Origin of the sequence: Streptomyces polygonati, from assembly GCF_042650325.1 — a bacterium.
Taxonomy (GTDB): Bacteria; Actinomycetota; Actinomycetes; order Streptomycetales; family Streptomycetaceae; genus Actinacidiphila; species Actinacidiphila polygonati.
In genome coordinates this window covers 12,751-32,980 of sequence record NZ_JBHSBB010000001.1, presented here as the reverse complement: position 1 = coordinate 32,980, position 20,230 = coordinate 12,751, and the positions used below count along the sequence as shown (strand labels likewise).

Sequence of the window (20,230 nt, the reverse complement as noted above, 5' to 3'; positions counted from 1 at the left end):
CCCCTCAAAGCCATCTGGGATGGTTGGGTAACGCATTCGATCTCCGACCCGCCGCAGCCGCGTCCGACCGGCCGCGCCCCAGAAGGAAGAGGTGACCTCACATGACCCACATCGCGTACCGCACGGCGGATGTGGACGGTCTGCAGGTGTTCTACCGGGAGGCCGGCGCCCCCGACGCGCCCACGCTGCTCCTGCTGCACGGCTTCCCGTCGTCGAGCCATATGTTCCGGGAACTGATCCCGCTGCTCGCCGACCGGTTCCACATCGTCGCTCCCGACCTGCCGGGCTTCGGCAAGTCGGACATGCCCGCGCGGAGCGGCTTCGACTACACCTTCGAGCACATGACCGACGTGATCGACCGCCTGACGGAACTGCTGGGCCTGGACCGGTTCGCGCTGTACGTCTTCGACTACGGCGCGCCGGTCGGGTTCCGGATCGCCACCCGGCACCCCGAGCGGATCACCGCGATCGTCACGCAGAACGGCAACGCCTACGAGGAGGGACTGAGCGAGGGCTGGGCTCCCGTCCAGGCGTACTGGAAGGAGCCGTCGCAGGCCAACCGGGAAGGGATCCGGACGATGGTCCAGCCGGAGACGACGGTCTGGCAGTACACCCACGGCGTCCCCGACGAGACGCGGGTCGGCCCGGACGGCTACGAGCTGGACAACCACTACCTCGCGCGGACCGGCGCGGACGAGATCCAGCTCGACATCTTCCTCGACTACGCGAGCAACGTCGCGCTGTACCCGAAGTTCCAGGAGTACTTCCGGACCAGCAGGCCGCCGCTGCTCGCGGTCTGGGGCAAGAACGATCCCTTCTTCCTGCCCGCCGGGGCCGAGGCCTTCAAGCGCGACCTCCCCGACGCCGACGTCCGCTTCCTCGACACCGGTCACTTCGCCCTGGAGACCCACGCCGCGGAGATCGCCGGGGCGATCCGTGAATTCCTCACCTCCTAGGCGCCTCGTGCGCTTATCCGCAAGGTGCCCCGGCCACACCCCTCCCGCCGCCCCGGCGGCGAACCCGCCGGTTCCGTAGGGACGGCGGACAGCGAAGGAGCAGTTGCATGCCCAAGTCCGTAGCAGTGGTCACCGGGGCCAGTCAGGGCATCGGTCGCTCGACGGCGATCCGGCTGGCGCGGGACTTCGCCTCGCTGGTGCTCGTCGCGCGCAACCGGTCCCATCTGGAGGACACCGCCTCCCAGGTGCGGGCGGCCGGGGCGGAGACCCTGATCATCGACCTGGACCTCTCCGAGCCCTCGGCGGCCCACGGTGTGGTCGAGCAGACGCTGGGGGCGTTCGGCCGTATCGACGCCCTGGTCAACATCGCCGGCGCGGTGCCGCAGATCGACCTGTTCGAGATGACGGACCAGCAGTGGGACACCGGGATGGCCCTGAAGTTCCACGGCGCCCGGCGCCTGACCATCGAGGCATGGCCGGCGCTGACCGAGGCCAAGGGTTCCGTGGTGCTGATGTCGGGCAACTCCGCGATCTTTCCCAAGGCGCCCTACGCGGCGGTCGGCACGATCAACGCCGCGATCGCCGCCCTGGCGAAGGCATTCTCCGACCGCGGCATCGCCGACGGCGTCCAGGTCAACAGCGTGATGCCCGGCGCGGTCATGACGGGCCGCCGCCGCTCCTACCTCGAACACTGGGCGCCCGCCCACGGCATGACCGTCGAGCAGGCCATCGCCGCCTTCCCCGGTGAGGCCGATATCGAGCGCTACGGCACACCCGAGGAGATCGCCGAGCTGATGGCGTTCCTCGTCTCACCGGCGGCCCGCTGGATGACCGGATCGGTCCTGCGCATGGACGGCGGCGAGGTCAAGTCCGTCTGACCGGCGCGGTCCGCGAGCACCGACACCCCCCCGCACGAAACGGAGAAGAGCCCATGGGTCTCGCATGGCAGCAGGGTCCGCTCGCGCACGGCGCGATCGGCAGGTTTCTGACCCCCGCCCCGCTTCCCGAGCGGCTGCTGTTCGCCGAACGCCTGCGCCGCAGGATGCGGGTCCGGTTCGGCGGCGAGTGGATCGCCGACAGCGAGGACGTCGTGCTCCTGCACGAACCGGACCGCTACCCGGTGGCGTACTTCCCGCTGCGGGACGTGAAGCCGGGCGCGCTCGAGCCGAGCGTGCCGGTCACCCGGCACCGAGACCTGGGGGACACCTCCTGGTACACCGCCCGCCAGGGGGAGCAGCAGCGGAATCGGGCCGCCTGGCAGCACATCGACCTGCCCGACCACGCCGCCGAACTCGAAGGACGGGTGGCCTTCGCCTGGCGGGCCATGGACGGCTTCTACGAGGAGGACCAGCGCATCCTCGGCCACGCCGCGGACGCGTACCACCGGATCGACATCCGGCCGACCTCCCGTGAGCTGGAAGTCCGGGCCGGTGACCGTGTGGTGGCCCGCTCCTCGCATCCGACCGTCCTGTACGAGTCCGGATTCGCCCCGCGCTGGTACGTCCCGCGCGACGATGTCGACCGGAGCGCGCTGACCCCGGTCGAAACGCGGACGTTCTGCCCCTACAAGGGCCTGGCCAGCTACTACGACATCGGCGACGCGGCGAAGGCCGCGTGGTCGTATCCGGACGCCTACCCCGAAGTGGCCGCCGTCTCCGGCATGGTCTCCTTCGAGCCGTACATGGTCGCCGTCCTCCTGGACGGCAAGCGGCTCGACATGGAGCCCGGACAAGGAGTGGTCTCCCACGGCATCGACCGCGGCCTCGAAGCCGACGAGCCGCACCACCGGGATACCGCCTGACCGGCGGGCCGGGCGTGCGGCGACGGACCGGCCCTCGCTCAGCGCGGTGACCCCGCGTTCGCCGCCGCCCCGCCGCGCCCGGGGTCCCGGCGGGGCGTCAGCCGCACCGGGAGGGACTTCGGTACCAGTACCGCCCGGGCGACGGGGGACACCTTCGTCCCCGCCAGGGCGGACAGGTCCCAGCGCGCGGTGAGGGTGGCCACGATCAGGGTGGCCTCCGCCTCGCCGAAGTCCTCCCCGATGCACTTGGTCGCCCCCGCGCCGAAGGGCAGGAAGGAAGTGCGGTGCGGGGCGGCGCCCGCTTCGGCCGGGAGCCAGCGGTCCGGGTCGAAGGCGTGCGGGTCGGGGAAGAGGTCGGGCCGCCGGTGCAGGACGAAGGGGCTGAAGACCACCGTGCTCCCGGCGGGAAGCGTGCGGCCGGCCAGGACGACGTCACGGACGCAGGTGCGCGGGAGGATCCAGGCCGGCGGGTAGAGGCGCATCGCCTCCCGTACCGCCCTGGCCGTGAGATCCAGCCGGCGCAGGTGCTCCCAGCCGGCGATGTCGCCGCCGAGCACCGTGTCGGTCTCGGCGCGCAGGGCCGCCAGGACGTGCGGGTGGTTCTGCAGCAAGTGCAGCGTCCAGACCACCGCCGCCGAGGTGGTCTCGCCTCCGGCCAGCAGGAGGACGGCGACCTGGTCGGAGAGCTCTTCGTCGGACATCGCCTGCTGCTCGTCGTCGCGCGCCTCGACGAGTCTGGCCATCAGGTCGTCGCGCTTGCCGCCTTCGCCGCCTTCGCCGCCCTCGGCGTCCTCGCGCCGGTAGCCGTCGATCAGCCGCGCCACGATCGTCCGCCACCGGCCGAGTGCCCGGACGTACCGGCGGTTGGCCGGCGAGGGGATCCTGCCGACCAGCGGGAGCGCCGCGCGGGCGTAGATGCCGCGCAGGAAGACGTCGAACGCCTCCCGCAGTTCCTCCGCGTCCTGGGCGCTGATGCCCGAGGAGAACAGCGCCCGCAGCGAGATGGTGTTGGTGAGGGTGAAGGCCTCCTCGACTAGGTCGACCTGGTCGCCCTCCTGCCACCGGTCCATGGTGGCGCCGATCTCCTGGCGCATCACCTCCACATAGCCGCGCAGGTGCTCGTGCCGGAAGGCCGGCTGCATGATCAGGCGCTGCCGGCGGTGGTCCTGGTAGGTGGTGGTGGCCAGGCCGGAGCCCATGGCGGCACGCGAGCGGTCGTAGACCGGACCGGTCCGGTCGAAGGTACGGAAGTCGGTCAGCACCTGGTGGGCGAGGTCCGGGTGGCAGATGACGAAGGCGGGCCGTGGGCCCAGTCTGATCTCCACCAGATCGCCGTGGCCGATGAGCGATTCCATGAAGGCCAGCGGCCGGCGCTGCAGTTCGATCGCGTGGCCGACCAACGGCCAGGCCCCCGGGGCCCGTCCGGACCGCGGCGCGATCTCCTCGCGGCGCCCGTCTGTCGTCGTCGTGCGCGTCATGTCCACCTGCACTCGGGTCCGTCGGAGCTCCCCGGCAGCCGTGGGCCCGGCATGCCGGATCCATCAGATCACGCGGTGCCCGGTCGGGCACCATAGGCGACCCGGACGCGCCACCACCGGTGCCAACGACGCGGCCAGCGGCTGGGTTTCTCCGACTTTGACTGATACTTCGGAGCGGAGAAAGCAGCGCGCCGCCGCTGCGGCGGGCACGGCGGCATTGGCAGAAATCATTGTGCCAGCACCGAATTGGCGCAGGAGCCCGCACCGGAATCGTGGAAACCGGCCATCGGTGCCGATCATTCCCAGGGCATTGACTTAGGTGTAATCCTGACGCAACATCAGCATCTGCTGGAGTCAGGACCCAAGTCTTGCGGTCAAATATGGCCATAAGTACCTTCCAGGACGACGATTGCGACGACGGCGTCGCGCCCGAGGACGCCGCGCCCGCGACTCGCCCACCGACACCGATGGAGTCAAGGTGGCAAATCGAAGTATCCGGCGCGCGTCCGTGCTGCTGGCGGCCTGCGCGACCGTCCTGTTAGGCGTCAGCGTCCCGGGGCACACCGCTTCCCCCGTCGCGGCCGCCCCCGCCGCGAACTCGCAGCCGATCTACCTGAACACGAGCTACAGCTTCCAGGAGCGCGCGGCGGACCTGGTGTCGCGCATGACGCTGGAGGAGAAGGTCGCGCAGCTGAACACCAACAGCGCGCCGCCGATCCCGCGCCTCGGCGTCCAGGGCTACACGTACTGGAGCGAGGGACAGCACGGCATCAACACCCTGGGCGCCGACAGCAACAACGGCGGGGTGTCGGGGGGAGTGCACGCGACCAGCTTCCCCACCAACTTCGCGTCGTCCATGTCCTGGGACAAGGCCCTGACCTACCAGGAGACCACCGCCATCTCCGACGAGGTGCGCGGTGAGCTCGACAAGTCGCTGTGGGGCACCGGCCAGAACAACCTCGGCGCCTCGGCGAGCGACTACGGCTCGCTGACCTTCTGGGCGCCGACGGTGAACCTCGACCGCGACCCGCGCTGGGGCCGCACCGACGAGGCCTTCGGCGAGGACCCGTATCTGGTCGGTCAGATGGCCGGCGCCTTCGTCAACGGCTACGAGGGCAACAGCGCCACCGGGCAGTCCGCCACCGGCTATCTGAAGGTGGCCGCCACCGCCAAGCACTACGCGCTGAACAACGTGGAGAACCAGCGCACCGGCGTCAGTTCCAACGCCTCGGACACCGACATCCGGCAGTACTACACCGCGCAGTTCAAGAGCCTGATCGAGAACGCCCATGTGTCCGGCCTGATGACCTCCTACAACGCGATCAACGGGACGCCCGCGGTCGCCGACACCTACACCGTCAACCAACTCGCCCAGCGCACCTACGGATTCGGCGGCTACATCACCTCCGACTGCGGCGCGGTCGGCACCACCTACCAGAATCCGCCGAGCGGCCACGCCTGGTCCGCGCCGGGCTGGACCACCGACAAGCAGGGCGGCAACGCCACCTGGACCAACACCAGCACCGGGGCGAAGATCTCCGGGCAGGCCGGCGGCCAGGCCTACGCGCTGCGCGCGGGAACCGCGCTGAACTGCGCCGGCTTCGACAACACCGTGCCGAACATCCAGGCGGCCATCAACGCCGGGATACTGAGCGAAGGTGTCATCGACACCGCGCTGACCCGGGTCTTCACCGTCCGGATGCAGACCGGTGAATTCGACCCCGCGGCCAAGGTCGGCTACACCGCCATCACCAAGGCCCAGATCCAGAGCCCGGCCCACCAGGCGCTGGCCACCACCGTGGCCGACAACTCGCTGGTCCTGCTCAAGAACTCCAACCTCGCCGCGACCGGCGCCCCGCTGCTGCCGGCCAACGCGTCGAAGCTGAAGAACGTGGTCATCCTCGGCGACATGGCCAACGCCGTCACCCTCGGCAGCTACTCCGGCGAACCCAGTTTGCAGACCAACGCCGTCCAGGGGCTCACCACGGCGATCAAGGCGGCGAACCCGAGCGCCAACATCGTCTTCGACGCCGCCGGCACCTCCAGCACCACCACGTCGGCCGCCGTGCTCAGCGCCTCGACCCAGGCGGCGGTCAGGAGCGCCGACCTGGTGATCCTGTTCGTGGGCACCAACCTGAACAACGGCTCGGAGGGCACCGACCGAGGATCCCTGGCCATGCCCGGCAACTACGACTCCCTGATCAACCAGGCGACCGCGCTCGGCAACCCGAACACCGCGCTGGTCATCCAGTCCGACGGCCCGGTGAAGATCGACGACGTCCAGGGCAAGGTCCCCGCCGTCCTGTTCAGCGGCTACAACGGCGAGAGCCAGGGAACCGCGCTGGCCGACGTGGTGCTGGGCAAGCAGAATCCCAGCGGCCACCTCAACTTCACCTGGTACCAGGACGACTCGCAGCTCCCGGCGATCTCCAACTACGGGCTCACCCCCGCCGACACCTCGGGCCTGGGGCGGACCTACCAGTACTTCACCGGCACCCCGACCTACCCCTTCGGCTATGGTCTGAGCTACACCTCCTTCGCCTTCTCGCCCGCGACCGTCGACCACGCCACCACCACCGCCGACGGCACGGTGAACGTCAGCTTCACCGTCACCAACAACGGATCCACCGCGGGCGCGGCCGTCGCCCAGCTCTACGCCGCGACCCCGTTCACCGTCTCCGGTGTGCAACTGCCGAAGAAGCGGCTCGAAGGCTTCGCGAAGACCAATGTGCTGGCCCCCGGCGCCTCCCAGCAGATCACCCTGCCCGTCAAGGTCAGCGACCTGTCGTTCTGGGACGCGGCGCACATGAAGTCCGTCGTCTACGACGGCACTTACCAGTTCCAGGTGGGCTCCAGCGCCACCACCACGTCGTCCACCGTCAATGTCGCGGTGACCGGCGCGATCACCCCGCAGGTCCAGTACGTCACCGTGCAGCCGCCGGCTGTCGTCTACAACGCCGGCGACACCATCGACCTGACCGGGAAGAACCCCTGGATCAAGGACGACACCACCGGTACGGGCTCGGTCGCCCAGGGACGCGACATGAGCGTGACCGCCGACAACATCGTCGAGGCCGTCAACAACGACCAGTCCTTCGCCAACCTGTCCACCTCGCAGGTCGGTTACGCCACCGGTGACCCCTCGGTGGCGACCGTCAGCAGCGCCGGCCTGGTCAAGGCGGTCGGTGACGGGACCACCACGATCACCGTGACCGTGAACGGCGTGAAGGGGACGGTCCCGATCGTCGTACGGCACGCGCTGACCCTGGCCGCACCGGTGCTGATCACCGCGGGCGGCACCGTCACCGCGACCACGAAATTCGTCAACGGCGGTACGGCGGCCGAGAGCAACGTCAGTCTGGCGCTCACCGCGCCGAGCGGATGGACCGCGCAGGCGACCACCCCGTCCACCTTCGCCACCGTCTCCGGCGGCCAGACGGTCACCACCACCTGGCACCTGACCGCGCCGTCCGGCGCGAGTCCCGGAGCCTTCGCCCTGTCCGCGCAGGCCACCCTCACCGGCGGGGGACCCTACACGGACAGCGGCACGGTCAACATCGCCTACCCGTCCTTCAACGCGGCGTTCAACAACACCGGCATCAGCAGTGACTCCAGCCCGGCCGCCGGAAACCTCGACGGCGGCGGTTCCAGCTACTCGGCGCAGGCACTCGCGGCGGCGGGACTGACCCCCGGCGCGGTGTTCCACCACGACGGCGCCGCCGTCACCTGGCCGAACGCCGCGGCCGGAACCCCCGACAACATCGTCGCCTCCGGCCAGACCGTCCCCCTGTCCGGCTCCGGCAGCACGCTGTCCGTCATCGGCTCGGCCGCGTACGGCACCGCCTCCGGAAGCGGCACGATCGTCTACACCGACGGCACCACCCAGACGTACGGGCTGGCCTTCTCCGACTGGTGGTCCACCTCGCCGACAGGGGGCACCGATGTGGCGGCGGCGCTCCCGTACCTCAACAACTCCGGCGGCAAGCAGACCCAGGCGGTCAACCTGTACTACGCCTCCGCGCCCCTGCAGGCGGGCAAGACCGTACAGGCGGTGGTGCTGCCCAATGTCAGCCCCAACGCCGCGCAGAACACCATCGCCCTGCACATCTTCGCGCTGGGCGTCTCGTCGCCGTCGGCGAGCACCGTGGTCAGCCTGCGCGCGCACGCCAACAGCGACATCGTCACCGCGGACAGCGCGGGGGCGGCGCCACTGATCGCCAGCAAGACGTCGATCGGCAGCGCCGAGCAGTTCGACCTGCTCTCCAACTCCGACGGCAGCGTGAGCTTCCGGGCGCACGCCAACAGCGACATCGTCACCGCGGACAACGCGGGGGCGGCGCCGCTGATCGCCAACCGGACGGCGGTCGGTCCCTGGGAGGAGTTCGACCTCATCCACAACTCCGACGGCAGCGTGAGCTTCCGGGCGCACGCCAACAGCGACATCGTCACCGCGGACAACGCGGGGGCGGCGCCGCTGATCGCCAACCGGACGGCGATCGGTCCCTGGGAGGAGTTCGACCTGATCTTCGACTGACCGGTTCGGGGGGCGGGCCGAGCGACGCCGCCCGCCCCCCGGCCCCGGTACGCGACCGGCCATCCCTCCTGACGCTCCGGCGCGTCCGCCGACCGATGGCAGGATGCTCGCGACAGAGGTCGTCGAGGACACCGATGGGGCGGGCGGACGCCCGGTCGGTCGCGGGAGAGCCGGAGGAAGCCCGATGAGTCGGGAGAACCATCACGTCGCCGTGCTCGTACTGGAGGGCGCCAAGCCGCTCGACGTCGGCATCCCCGCGCAGGTGTTCTCCAACCGGCCGAGCATGCCCTACGAGGTGCGGGTGTGCGGCGCGGCGCCGGGACTGGTGACCGGCGGGGACGGCCTCTCCTATCACGTGGCCGAGGGACTCGAGGCCTTCGAGCACGCCGACACCATCTTCATTCCCGGCTACCGGGAGCCGGCCGGGACAGCACCGCCGGCCGCGGTCGTCGGCGCGCTGATGGCCGCGTACGAGCGGGGGACGCGGCTCGCGGCCATCTCGACGGGAGCCTTCGCGCTGGCGGCGACGGGCCTGCTCGACGGCAAGCGGGCGACCACCCACTGGCACTACACGAAGGCTCTCGCCCGGCGGCATCCACTCGTCCGGGTGGACGAGAACGTGCTGTTCGTCGACGAGGGCGACATCCTCACCTCGGCGGGCGCCGCGTCCGGGATCGACCTGTGCCTGCATCTGGTGCGGCGCGACCACGGCGTCCGGCTCTCCAACCGGGTGGCGCGACGGCTGGTGGCGGCGCCCTATCGCAGCGGGGGGCAGGCGCAGTACGTGCCCCGGAGCGTGCCCGAGCCGCTCGGCGACCTGTTCGCGAGCACACGGGAGTGGGTCCTGGCGCACCTCGACGAACCGCTGACCCTCGACGCGCTCGCCCGCAACGCGCGGGTGTCGGCGCGCACCTTCTCGCGGCGCTTCGTGGAGGACACCGGCTACACGCCGATGCAGTGGGTGCTGCGGGCGCGGGTGGACCTGGCGCGCGAACTGCTCGAACGCACCGACCTGGGCGTGGAGCAGATCGCCGACCGGGTCGGGCTCGGCACCGGCGCGAATCTGCGGCTGCACTTCCACCGCATCCTCGGCACCTCCCCGACGGAGTACCGGCACACCTTCTCGGCCTGAGCGCCCTCTGAGGGCCCCGCTGGCGGGATCCTTGCGGACGATGGCGAAAGGTGTGGCGCGAGACTTGCGCCCGCTGTCGTTCAGGCCACTGTCCGCCCGGCGCACGGACGCCGACCATGGACAGCGGGACGAAAGGAATCACCATGACCCGCATAGCCGTCAACGGATTCGGCCGCATCGGACGCAACACCCTGCGCGCTCTGCTCGAACGCGACAGCGACCTCGAAGTGGTCGCCGTCAACGACCTCACCGCACCCGAGGATCTCGCGCACCTGCTCAAGTACGACAGCTCGCTCGGCAGCCTCGGCCGCCCCGTCGAGGTCGACGGAACCGAACTCGTCGTCGACGGCCGCCGTATCAAGGTGCTCGCCGAACGCGAGCCCGCCAAGCTGCCGTGGGCCGAACTCGGCGTCGACATCGTGCTCGAGTCCACCGGCCGCTTCACCGCCGCCGACGCCGCCCGCGCGCACATCACGGCCGGCGCCCAGCGCGTGCTGGTCAGCGCCCCCTCCAACGGCGCCGATGTCACGCTCGCCTACGGCGTCAACACCGACGACTACCACCCCGGCGAGCACGTGATCGTCTCGAACGCCTCCTGCACCACGAACGCGCTGGCTCCGCTGGCATCCGTGCTGGACGACCTGGCCGGCATCGAGCACGGCTTCATGACCACGGTGCACGCCTACACCCAGGAGCAGAACCTCCAGGACGGCCCCCACCGCGATCTGCGCCGCGCCCGCGCCGCCGGTGTGAACATCGTGCCCACCACCACCGGGGCCGCCAAGGCCATCGGACTGGTGCTGCCGAACCTCGACGGCAAGCTGTCGGGCGACTCGATCCGCGTGCCGGTCCCGGTGGGCTCGATCGTGGAGCTGAACACCACGGTCGCCCGCGAGGTCACCCGCGAGGAGGTGCTCGCGGCCTACCGCGCCGCCGCCGACGGCGGGCTCAAGGGCATTCTCGAGTACGTGGACGAGCCGCTGGTCTCCAGCGACATCACCGGCCGGCCGGCGTCCTCCATCTTCGACTCCGCACTCACCCGCGTCAGCGGCAAGCACGTCAAGGTGGTGGCCTGGTACGACAACGAGTGGGGCTTCTCCAACCGCGTCGTCGACACGCTCGAACTGCTCGCACGCGGCTGAGCGCCGCCGCCGGCACCTGTCCGGTCAGGGGTTCCTCGGATAACCTGGGACCGAGGCGGCGCGCCGGCCACGGCGCCGTCCGAGGGGGGTTGGGCGTGGACGCTCCAGAGGTGACGGACCGGGTCTCGATCGCGGAAGCGATGGAGAGCCTGCGCAGCCAGGTGCTGGCGGCCGCCGAGTCGTCGCAGGCCGCCGATCTGGTCTTCCGGGTCCGGGAGATCGAGGTCGAGTTCCAAGTGGCGCTGACCGTGCAGAAGTCGGCGTCGGCGAGTGTCAGCCTGTGGCGGGTGCTCACCTTCGGCGCCGGCGTGGACGCCTCCCGGGGCGACATCCACCGGGTCCGGCTGGTCCTGGAGCCCCGCCGGACGGGCGCCGAGGCCGCGGAGGACTCCTCGGTCGACATCTCCGACTCCGACTGAGCCGCGCCGGCGCCCGGCGCCCGGGTCAGCGGCGCTCGACGAGCAGATCGGCCGTCGGGTCACTGCCGTCGTCCCGCAGCTGCGACCGGCTGATCGCCAGCAGCTGCGGATCGTACGTCGACGAGCGCAGGACGATGTCCTCCACCGGCAGGTGTTCGTACACGCAGATGGCCGTGCCCGGCTTCAGCTGACGTACGGACCTGCGGCGCCGCATCCCGGCGGCCTCGTCGGCCAGGATGCGGTCGACGAGGTCCATGGTCCGCGGGTCGCGGTTGCCGGGCAGGACCAGCAGGGCCGAGTGGTTGTTCACGATGCTCTGCGCGGTCGCCTCCCCGTAGGTCGCCGTGAGCTGCGCGAAGTCGTGGAAGACGGTGACCAGTTGGATCCCGGTGCCGGCCGCCGTGGTGGCGATCGTGTCCAGATGCTCCACCGGTGCGATGTTGCCCGCCTCGTCCAGCAGGAGCAGCAGGTCGGGGTGCCCGCCCTGCCGGCGGTACGCCTCGTTGATCACATTGCGCACCAGCGCGGTGAAGATCGGTGCCAGCATCTCCTGCTCCTCGGGCGGCGCGCACAGGTAGAGCGTGTTGGGGCCGTCGAGGAAGTCCTGGACCGAGAACCCGGTCCGCGACGCCCGGCGGACGGCCCCGGACTCGTAGGCCCGCAGTACGCTGCGCGCGGTGGCGTACACACCCGACCGGGTCACGTCGGCCATCACGCTGAACGCCTGGAAGAGCTGCTCGGCCTCCGGGAACGGGGACAGCAGCAGCCGGGCCTGGACCTCGGCCCTGGCCTCGGTGCGCAGCCAGCGGCTGACCGCCTCCATCGTCATCCGGGACAGCGCCGCCGCGTGCAGCAGCGGCTGGATGAGCAGGGACGCCTGGTCGAACCAGAACCGGTCCCTTTCCATCTGGGCGCCGGTGTGCGCGGACTCGGTCAGCGCGTGCGCCATGGCGACCGCGTGGTCGAACCGCTCGCAGCCCTCCAGGGGGTTCCAGGTGGTGACCGCCGATCCGCCGGAGAAGAGTTCACCGGTGGGCTCGAAGACCCAGGTCCGCCCGAAGCGGCTCCGGTGCGCGATGGTGGCCATCGCCACGTCGCTGCGCACCGAGGTCACCAGGGCGGGGCCCTGCCACTCCAGCAGCGTCGGGATGACCAGACCGGTGGTCTTGCGGCTGCGCTGCGGACCGAGCACCAGCACCGGCCGGAAGGCGCGGGCCGCGATCTCTGAGTCCCGCCAGCGGCCGAGGACGACCCGGTGCTGTCCCGGGGTGAGGTCGGCCATGCCCTCCGGCGGCGTCGAGTCGTCCGCGGCGTGCTCGTCGGGGAACTCGATCTCGTGGATCGTCTGCCGGAGGATCTCGCGGTCGTTGCGGTCGACGGCGGTCTCGTGGTCGAGGACGAACTCGTCCAGCGCCTGCCGCAGGAACGCCACCGCGCTCACCGAGTCACCGCGGAACCGGTGCCCCTCGGCCACCAGCACCCTGGCCTGGGCCAGCACCCGCCGGGTCTGGTCGTTGGGCGCGAGCCCCACCAGGCGCTCGGCGTCGGCCAGGGCGAGGTCCGCCTCGGCGATCGCCTCATTGTCGCGGTCCGCCGTGCTCAGCGCCTGGACGAGCAGCAGCCGGGCACCGATCAGCAGCAGCAGATAGCCGGGGAAGTCGGTGCCCCGGGCCAGGTCGGCGTAGGCGTCGACCGCCCGGCGGGCCGTGGACACCCCCCGGTCCGACGTGCCGGCGGCGATCTCGATGTCGGTGAGGCAGCGCAGCAGATAGGCGCACGCCTGGCCGGCCTCGGGGACCACCACCGGGTCGAGCCGGCGGATCCTGGCGTAGACTTGGTCGACCGCCTCGGCGGCCTTGTCCCAGGCGTCGTCGGCGGCGTACGCGTTGGCGAGGGCCACGGTCAGCTCGACCAGGCAGGTCAGAAAGGCGGCCGGGCGGTCCGCGAAACCCCGCCAGGTGGCGTCGATCCCGCGCTGCGCCGCCTGCAGCGCGTCGTCCACATGGCCGGCGGCGGTCAGGGTTCGGGAGTACGTCCCCTCGGCCAGCGCGTACATCGGCCCGTAGACATCCGGCGAGAGCGTATACAGCGTGTACAGGCCGTCGCTGCCCTGCTGGGCCAGCAGCTCGGCGGTGTCGCTGTCCTCGCTCGTGGCGGCGACGGTGGCGCCGCTGAGCTTCACCTGCGCGCGCAGCAGGAGCATGAGTTCGTCGCCGGACGCGGCCAGCGACTCGGAGATCCGCTCCGCGCGCAGGAAGCAGCGCTGGGCCTCGTCGAGCCGGCTCAGGATCGTCAGATACACGGCCTGGGTGAGCAGCAGCCGGGCGAGATTGGCCTCCTCCGACCGCGCCCCCGCCGTCTCGATCTGCTCGACGCCCTCCGTGACGACGGCGATGGCCTGCTCGACGTCCCCGCCGGCGAAGAGCATGTACGCGTACAGGGCCCGCACCCGCAGCCGGGTGTCGCTGTCCGCGGCGCCGATCTCCTCGCAGGCGAGCCGGGCCGTCGCGGTGGCCTCCGGGTAGCGGGTCGCCGCGCCGTAGGCCAGGGCCAGCGAGTACCGGCTCTCCAGCAGCAGATCGTCGTGGGCGCCGCTGCCGTCCCGGGTGATGCCTTCGGCGATCTCCACCGCCCGCAGGGCGTCGCTCACGGCCACCCGGGTGCGGCTGGTCGCGGTGTTGACGATCGAACCGGCGCTCAGAATCCTGGCCAGCGTCTGGTTCGCCACGTGGGACGGCGCCATCGCGAGATAGACATGCGCCTGCTGCAACGGGCCCTGCGCGTCGTCGGGGCGCCCCGCCGCGGTCAGCGCGGTGGCGGCCTTCGCCTCCAGTACGGCCGCCTCGGCGTAGCTGGCGGTGGTGGCCGAGGCGCGCGAGGCGCTGTGGTAGATCGCCGCGGCCAGCGGCTGGAACACCGAGCCGGACGGAAGCCGGTCGATCGCCCGCTGCGCCGCGGACGGCGTCCATACGAAGGCGACCTCGTCGAACGCGGAGGCCAGCCGCGACGGCAGGCTGAGCGCGTCCGGGGACGCATGCGCGTCACTCGGACCGGCGGTGGCCGCCTGCTCCACCAGCTCCCCGACCCGCTGCCGGAGCAGGGCGTCGAGGGCGGCGCGGGCGCGGGGGCCCACCGACCCCACCGGCGAACCGCACATCCGCAGCAGTACTTCCAGAGCGTGGGAACGCTGTCCGGCGGACGCCGCGTGGTCGAGGACCCGGACGAGCGCGTCCTCGGCGATCAGCGTCTCCGAGATCAACTGCTCGCCCAGCAGGTCGGGTTCGACGACGGGCAGTTGCCGCCCGCCGTAGAGGTCCCGCATCCGCTCGACGAGTTCGTACCGCCGCTCCTCGGTCCAGCCGCGCAGCGGCGCCGCGCCGACCAGCGCGCCGACCGCCTCGGCCTCGCTCCGCGCCCCGACGAGCGTCGACACCGCGAAGACCGCGTACCGAGCGCGCCAGGACGGCAGCAGATCCTCGAAACCGGCCTTCCAGAACCGGCGGTCCTCGCGCCGCAGCAGCGCGGAGAGGACCTGCTCGGAGGCGCCGCGGGCCGGTGTCCCGGCCTCGATCGCGTCGGCCGCGGTGCTCCCCGCGGGCGTCGTCCCGGCCGCGCTGTCCGGAGGCGGCCCGTCGGGGACGTCCTCCAGCAGGTCCAGCAGGGCCCGCGCGTGGACCAGCAGCGGCGTGGGCAGCGCGGCGGCCGCCGACTCCATCGCTCTCTCCCCGGGGTCGGGGGGTGTGCCGAGCCCCAGCGCGGCGGCGAAATGCGTCCGCGCCGTCCGGTAGTGCAGTTCGCGTTCCGCCAGCGGCAGGCCGGCGTCGGCCAGGGACAGTTGGCGCCGCGCCGCCGCTTCCTCGTCCCCCTGGCCCAGCTCCGCGGCCAGCCGGCGGGCGAAGGCGGCGCCGTCCCGGACCAGCGCCAGAATCCTGACCTTCCGGCTCCCGGCCGCCACCGTGCCGGTCAGCAACTGCTCGACGTCGCGCTGCTGGTGGTCGGCGTAGTCGAGGACCAGCAGCAGGGAACTGCCGAGATCGGCGGCCAGCACATCGTCCTGACCGCCCTGGCCCGCGGAGACCGGGTCGGCGACGCCGGACACCCAGCCCTGATCGGCCATCAGCGCGCAGAGCTCGGCCGCCAGCCGGCTCTTCCCCGCGCCGCCGTCCCCCGACAGCACCGCGTAGCTGACCTCCTGTTCGTCGGCGCACCACTCCTCGAGCCACCGCTGCGGCTCCCGGCGCGGGATGTAGGGCACCACTTCGAAGGCCGCGGCCAGCAGGGTCGCGGGGGAGCGGCGCGGTGAGCCGGCCGGCCACGATCTCCGCTGCGGCGAACGCAGCCGGAACCGGTAGCGCGAGCCCACCCGGAGCGTCACATGATGGCTGACCCGGCGCGGCCCGTCGTCGCGCCATGAGGCCGGCAGGTGCGGCGAGATCGCCGCGTCCTCCAGCAGCCGGTCGACCGGGACGGCGTGCAGCCGCACCCCCGCGTATCGGACGTTGGTCCGGACGACGACGCCGAGGAACGAGTGGTCGGGGCCGAAGAGCGCCGCCCCCGAGAGCCCGGCCCAGCCCGTCCTGGCCTGTCCATCGGCAGACCGGGGCCGCGGGGCGGGGGTCGCCGACTGTACGTCGAGCAGGAGGAGCGCCTCGCGGACGGCGGGCTGGACGGTGCCGCGGGCGGTCTCGACCCCTCTGCGGGCCTCGGCGTCGCCGCCTTCGTCCGCGCGGCTGGCATGCGGGAAGCCGCAGGCATGGAAGGGCACCGGTGCGGCGATGTCCAGCCGGGCGGCGGGCTGCGGCGCGCCAGCGCCCCACTCCTCGGGCAGCAGCACCACGGCGACGTCGAGTCCGGCCGTCGCCGCGAGGACGACCGAGGAGGCGGTCGCCCAGTCCTCGTCCCGCGTCCGCGACGCCTGACGGACCCTGACGTCGTGCGGCCTGGTCAGCGCCTCCCGTACGACATGCGCGGCGGTGAGGACGACGCCGGGCGCGATCGCGTATCCGGTGCCGCGGCTGCTCCGGGTGCCGTCGCCGCCTACGGACTCGATCTCCACGACCCGGTCGAGATCGGGTGCCCCTGTCGAGTCGCTCATGTGCGGTCCGCCTCCGGCTCCTCGACCGGGAGCGTCTCCACCGGGACCTCCGCCACCGGGACTTCCTCGACGGGGGCCTCCTCCGCCGGGACGAAGGTGGCCCGGTGGTCGGCGAACCGGCGGACCCAGAGCTGGCCGAAGGAGTCCCGGTACCACAGGGCCACCTCGGCGAGTTCCAGTGCCGGTTCGTCCGGGGGCAGCACCAGCGTCAGCTCCACGATCTCGATCACCCCGATCCCCCGCGGTGTCGCCTCGCGCGGCGGACCGTCGGCCGCCGACCGGGTGAGCCCGAGGGCGAAGACCGCCTCACTGCCGTTGTTCCGCACCCCGAAGACGCCGATGCCCAGCTCACCGGTCTCCGGCTTCGGCTGATGGATCTCCGCTCTGGAGAACGTGACCGTCGTGGCGGCGGCGCCGGCCGCCGCCATGCGCCGCCCGGCCCGCTCGTCGTCCGCCGCGGTCAACTGGGCCTCGCCGATTCTGGCCAGGTTCTGCAGCCCCATCGTCAACAGGCGCAATTCCTGCTGCACTTTCTGCAGCCGCGATCCGATGTGGTAGGCCGCGCTTCCGACGACGGCGGCGAAGACGACGGCGAGAGAGGTGACCAAGGATTGCGATGTGACGGAAGTAGAGAAAAGTGGGAAGTGTGGCAACGGAGGTGATGTCCTTCCCGAATTCTCCGCGGGGAGTCGGCCGGCGAAAAGCCGGACCGTTTCGCCGGCGGTGGTATTCCGGCACCGCCGGCGCCGGGGTGCCGGGACGTGTCCGGATCCGGCAGGCGCGGCAGCCGCGGAGTCCTGTCGTCGTGCCCGGTCCGCACGGCGTGCCCCGTCGGACGGCGCCGGGCATCCGGCGAGGTCCGATCCTCGTGGCCGTGCGCAAGCCCGGCCACCGACCGTGAGCGCTTGGCGAGTTGGGCCTTTCCGGCCGCCCCGGCCGACCCGCCGGACCCGCCCCGGAGGAGGGCCGGGCCGATCCTCGCTGGTCGGGACGGCTCGGAACTTCCGGGCGCGTCCTCACCCGGTGGCGATTCCCCGGCATTTCTTCGAACCCCAGCCGCACTCATCGTGCCCCCCTGCGGAACTCCGAAATTCCGCATTCAAACCGTAGCGCAGCGGCGCGCTCGCCGAAGGCGAATCGATGCAGCCGAATTCCCGAATGGCGCCCGTCGCAGCCGACCTGACCCGGCCGGACAGGCCGGCGGCCGGTGTCGCCGGATCAGGGAGTACGCGTCCGGTCCGGCGCGTTGGGCCACGCGGGCGGCCTCGTCGGCGGACCGAGGCCGAGCCGAGCGCGAGGGACAGCGGCTCGGCGGTCACCGGTACGGCACGCCCCGGGCGGGGCCGAGAGTGATCGGTGGCGAAATCCGCGGTGTTGCCCGGTTCGCGATCGGCGCGTAGAAGAGGAGGGAACCGGCTCCCGTGGGGCCGGCGGCCGAGAGGAGCAGGGTATGACCGCGCTGTCCGATTCCCGGTGCCCGGTGCTGGATCCCACCGCGCGCGCCGCCCACGCGGACGCGGCCGTCCTGCGTGCCAGGGGTCCGGCGACTCCGGTGGAACTCCCGGGCGGTGTCCGGGCCTGGTCGGTCACCCGGCACAGTGTGATCCAGAAGCTGACCGGCGACCCCCGCGTCTCCCGCGATCCGCGCCGGCACTGGCCCGGGCTGGCCGATGTGCCCGCAGGGTGGCCGCTGGCGGTCTCCGCCCTGATGCAGAACTTCCTTAACGCCTACGGCGAGGAGCACCGCGCGTTACGCCGCCGGATGGCCCCGTCGTTCTCCCCCCGGCGGGTGGAGGCGATGCGCCCGCAGATCCAGGCGACCGCGGACCGGCTGGTCGAGGCTCTCGAGTCCCTGCCGGCCGGCCGGAGCGCCGATGTCCGGCACGCCCTCGCGCTACCGCTGACGATGACGGTCATCTGCGACCTGTTCGGGGTCCCCGGCACCCTGCGGGAAAGGCTGGGCGCCTCCATCGACGCGCTGATGGACACCACCGCAAGCGCCGAACAAGGACAGGCGCGTCTGGCCGAACTCCAGGCCCAGCTGGTCAAGTTGCTGGAGTACAAGCGGGCACACCCGAGTTCCGACTTCACCAGCGACCTGCTCACCCCGTCTGCGGAGGGTGAGGCACCGCTGACCGACAAGGAACTGCTCGACCATCTCTTCCTGATGCTCGCCGCGGGCTACGAGACGGCAGTCAATCTCATCACCAGCGCCGTCCATGCCCTGCTCGCCGAACCCGAACATCTCAACCAGCTCCGCATCGGCGCCGTCGGCTGGGACGACATCATCGAAGAGACGTTGCGTCACAACGGCCCGATCATGCATCACCCGATGCGCTACGCCATCGAGGACGTCGACCTGGGCGAAGGCGTGGTCATCCGCAGGGGAGAGCCGGTCATCATCGCCTTCGCGGCCGCCGGGCGCGACCCCGAGATCCATCCGGACAGCCCCGACGTGTTCGATCCGGCCCGGGCCAGCAAGGAGCATCTGGCCTTCGGCCACGGCCCGCACTTCTGCCTGGGCGCCCATCTCGCCCGGCTGGAGACCCATGTCGCTCTGACCACGCTGTTCGCCCGCCTTCCGCTGGTGGTCCTCGCCCATCCCGACCAGCCTCCGTCCCCGGTCCCCTCGCTCTCGCTCAACGGCCCCGCCCAGCTGCGCGTCATCCCGCGCCCCGCGGCCCCGGCGGACGCCGGCTGACCCGTGGCGGTCGGCACCCGACGTGCGACCGCCCGCCGCCCCGGGGTGGGCGGCGGGCGGTGGACAGCGGGCCGCGGCGCTACGCGGCGGTGGCCGTGAGCGCGGACAGCTCCTGGTAATCGGCGTCGGAGAGTTCGATGAGCGCGGCCCGGGTGTTCTCCTCCACGTGCGCCACGGAGGAGGTGCCCGGGATCGGAAGCAGGACGGGGGAACGGCGGAGCAGCCAGGCGACGGCGAGCTGGGCGCCCGACACGCCGAGGTTCTTGGCGATCGTCTCCAGCGGCCCGCCGGGAAGCGCGAGTTCGGCGCTGGCGATCGGGAACCACGGAATGAAGGCGAGCCCCTCGCGCTCGGCGTAGCCCAGCACTTCCTCGTAGTCGCGGGCGAGGAGGTTGTAGAGGTTCTGCACGGAGACGATCTCCGTGATCGCGCGGGCCTGCTCGATCTGGTCGATGGTGACCTCGGAGAGCCCGATGTGCCGGATCTTGCCCTCCTGCCGCAGCAGTTCCAGTTCGCCGACCTGGTCCGCCAGCGGTACGGCCGGGTCTATCCGGTGCAGCTGGAAGAGGTCGATGCGCTCGACCCCCAGGTGGCGAAGGCTCAACTCGGCCTGCTGGCGGAGGTATTCGGGCCGGCCGAGCGGGACCCACGCCTCGGGTCCCGGCCGGCTGAGGCCGGCCTTGGTGGCGATGACCAGTTCCTCGGGGTACGGGTGCAGGGCCTTGCGTATGAGCTGGTCGCTGATGAAGGGGCCGTAGGAGTCGGCCGTGTCGATGAAGTTCACGCCCAGCTCCACGGCCCGCCGCAGAACCCGGACCGCCTCGTCCGGGTCGGTGGGCTCGCCCCAGACGTTGGGGCCCGGAAGCCGCATGGTGCCGTACCCGAGCCGGTGGACGGGCAGATCCCCGCCGAGCTGGAAGGTTCCGGACGCCTCGGCGGGCCGGGCGGCGTGCTGATCGGACATGGAGGTCT

General features: G+C 71.6%; 12 protein-coding genes. 8 read left to right on the top strand and 4 right to left on the bottom strand.

Annotation, left to right across the window (positions count from 1 at the left end; all coding sequences use genetic code 11):
- Positions 1–101: 101 nt before the first annotated feature.
- The 3 genes from ACFO3J_RS00090 (at position 102) to ACFO3J_RS00080 (ending at position 2,757) form a co-directional block, all read left to right on the top strand.
- Complete coding sequence (locus ACFO3J_RS00090; RefSeq protein ID WP_386424427.1) at positions 102–956, top strand: alpha/beta fold hydrolase; 855 nt, start codon at positions 102–104, stop codon at positions 954–956.
- Positions 957–1,063: 107 nt separating this feature from the next.
- On the top strand, positions 1,064–1,834 hold the full coding sequence (locus tag ACFO3J_RS00085) for an SDR family oxidoreductase (RefSeq protein WP_386424424.1): 771 nt from the start codon (positions 1,064–1,066) through the stop codon (positions 1,832–1,834).
- A gap of 53 nt (positions 1,835–1,887) precedes the next feature.
- Positions 1,888–2,757, top strand: coding sequence for a DUF427 domain-containing protein (locus tag ACFO3J_RS00080; RefSeq protein WP_386424421.1), 870 nt, complete (start codon positions 1,888–1,890; stop codon positions 2,755–2,757).
- A 38-nt stretch (positions 2,758–2,795) separates the two neighbouring features.
- Here ACFO3J_RS00080 and ACFO3J_RS00075 read toward each other — a convergent pair whose 3' ends face one another.
- Positions 2,796–4,235 (bottom strand): cytochrome P450, encoded by a 1,440-nt coding sequence (locus ACFO3J_RS00075; RefSeq protein WP_386424419.1) that lies wholly within the window; start codon positions 4,233–4,235, stop codon positions 2,796–2,798.
- A gap of 478 nt (positions 4,236–4,713) precedes the next feature.
- Here ACFO3J_RS00075 and ACFO3J_RS00070 point away from each other — a divergent pair, with 478 nt between their 5' ends.
- From ACFO3J_RS00070 to ACFO3J_RS00055, 4 genes are all read left to right on the top strand, one after another.
- Positions 4,714–8,769 (top strand): glycoside hydrolase family 3 C-terminal domain-containing protein, encoded by a 4,056-nt coding sequence (locus ACFO3J_RS00070; RefSeq protein ID WP_386424416.1) that lies wholly within the window; start codon positions 4,714–4,716, stop codon positions 8,767–8,769.
- A 184-nt stretch (positions 8,770–8,953) separates the two neighbouring features.
- Positions 8,954–9,901, top strand: a complete 948-nt coding sequence (locus ACFO3J_RS00065; protein WP_386424413.1) for a GlxA family transcriptional regulator — start codon at positions 8,954–8,956, stop codon at positions 9,899–9,901.
- Positions 9,902–10,044: 143 nt separating this feature from the next.
- Positions 10,045–11,043 (top strand): type I glyceraldehyde-3-phosphate dehydrogenase, encoded by a 999-nt coding sequence (gene gap / locus ACFO3J_RS00060; RefSeq protein ID WP_386424410.1) that lies wholly within the window; start codon positions 10,045–10,047, stop codon positions 11,041–11,043.
- Positions 11,044–11,138: 95 nt separating this feature from the next.
- The gene (locus ACFO3J_RS00055) at positions 11,139–11,462 is read left to right on the top strand and encodes a trypco2 family protein (protein WP_386424407.1); all 324 of its coding nucleotides are present in this window, start codon (positions 11,139–11,141) and stop codon (positions 11,460–11,462) included.
- 25 nt (positions 11,463–11,487) lie between these two features.
- Here the strand turns inward: ACFO3J_RS00055 and ACFO3J_RS00050 are convergent, their stop codons facing one another.
- Together ACFO3J_RS00050 and ACFO3J_RS00045 are read right to left on the bottom strand one after the other, a co-directional pair.
- Positions 11,488–16,557: a type IV secretory system conjugative DNA transfer family protein gene (locus ACFO3J_RS00050; RefSeq protein WP_386424404.1), complete on the bottom strand. Its 5,070-nt coding sequence runs from the start codon at positions 16,555–16,557 to the stop codon at positions 11,488–11,490.
- A complete protein-coding gene (locus ACFO3J_RS00045) occupies positions 16,554–17,165 on the bottom strand; it encodes a hypothetical protein (protein ID WP_386424402.1) in 612 nt (203 codons plus the stop codon). Before ACFO3J_RS00045 ends, ACFO3J_RS00050 begins: the two co-directional genes overlap by 4 nt.
- A gap of 842 nt (positions 17,166–18,007) precedes the next feature.
- On the opposite strand from ACFO3J_RS00045, the gene ACFO3J_RS00040 reads away from it, so the two are divergent.
- A complete protein-coding gene (locus tag ACFO3J_RS00040) occupies positions 18,008–19,258 on the top strand; it encodes a cytochrome P450 family protein (protein ID WP_386424401.1) in 1,251 nt (416 codons plus the stop codon).
- Positions 19,259–19,337: 79 nt separating this feature from the next.
- On the opposite strand, the gene ACFO3J_RS00035 is transcribed toward ACFO3J_RS00040, so the two are convergent.
- Positions 19,338–20,222, bottom strand: coding sequence for an aldo/keto reductase (locus tag ACFO3J_RS00035; RefSeq protein ID WP_386424398.1), 885 nt, complete (start codon positions 20,220–20,222; stop codon positions 19,338–19,340).
- Positions 20,223–20,230 lie beyond the last annotated feature (8 nt).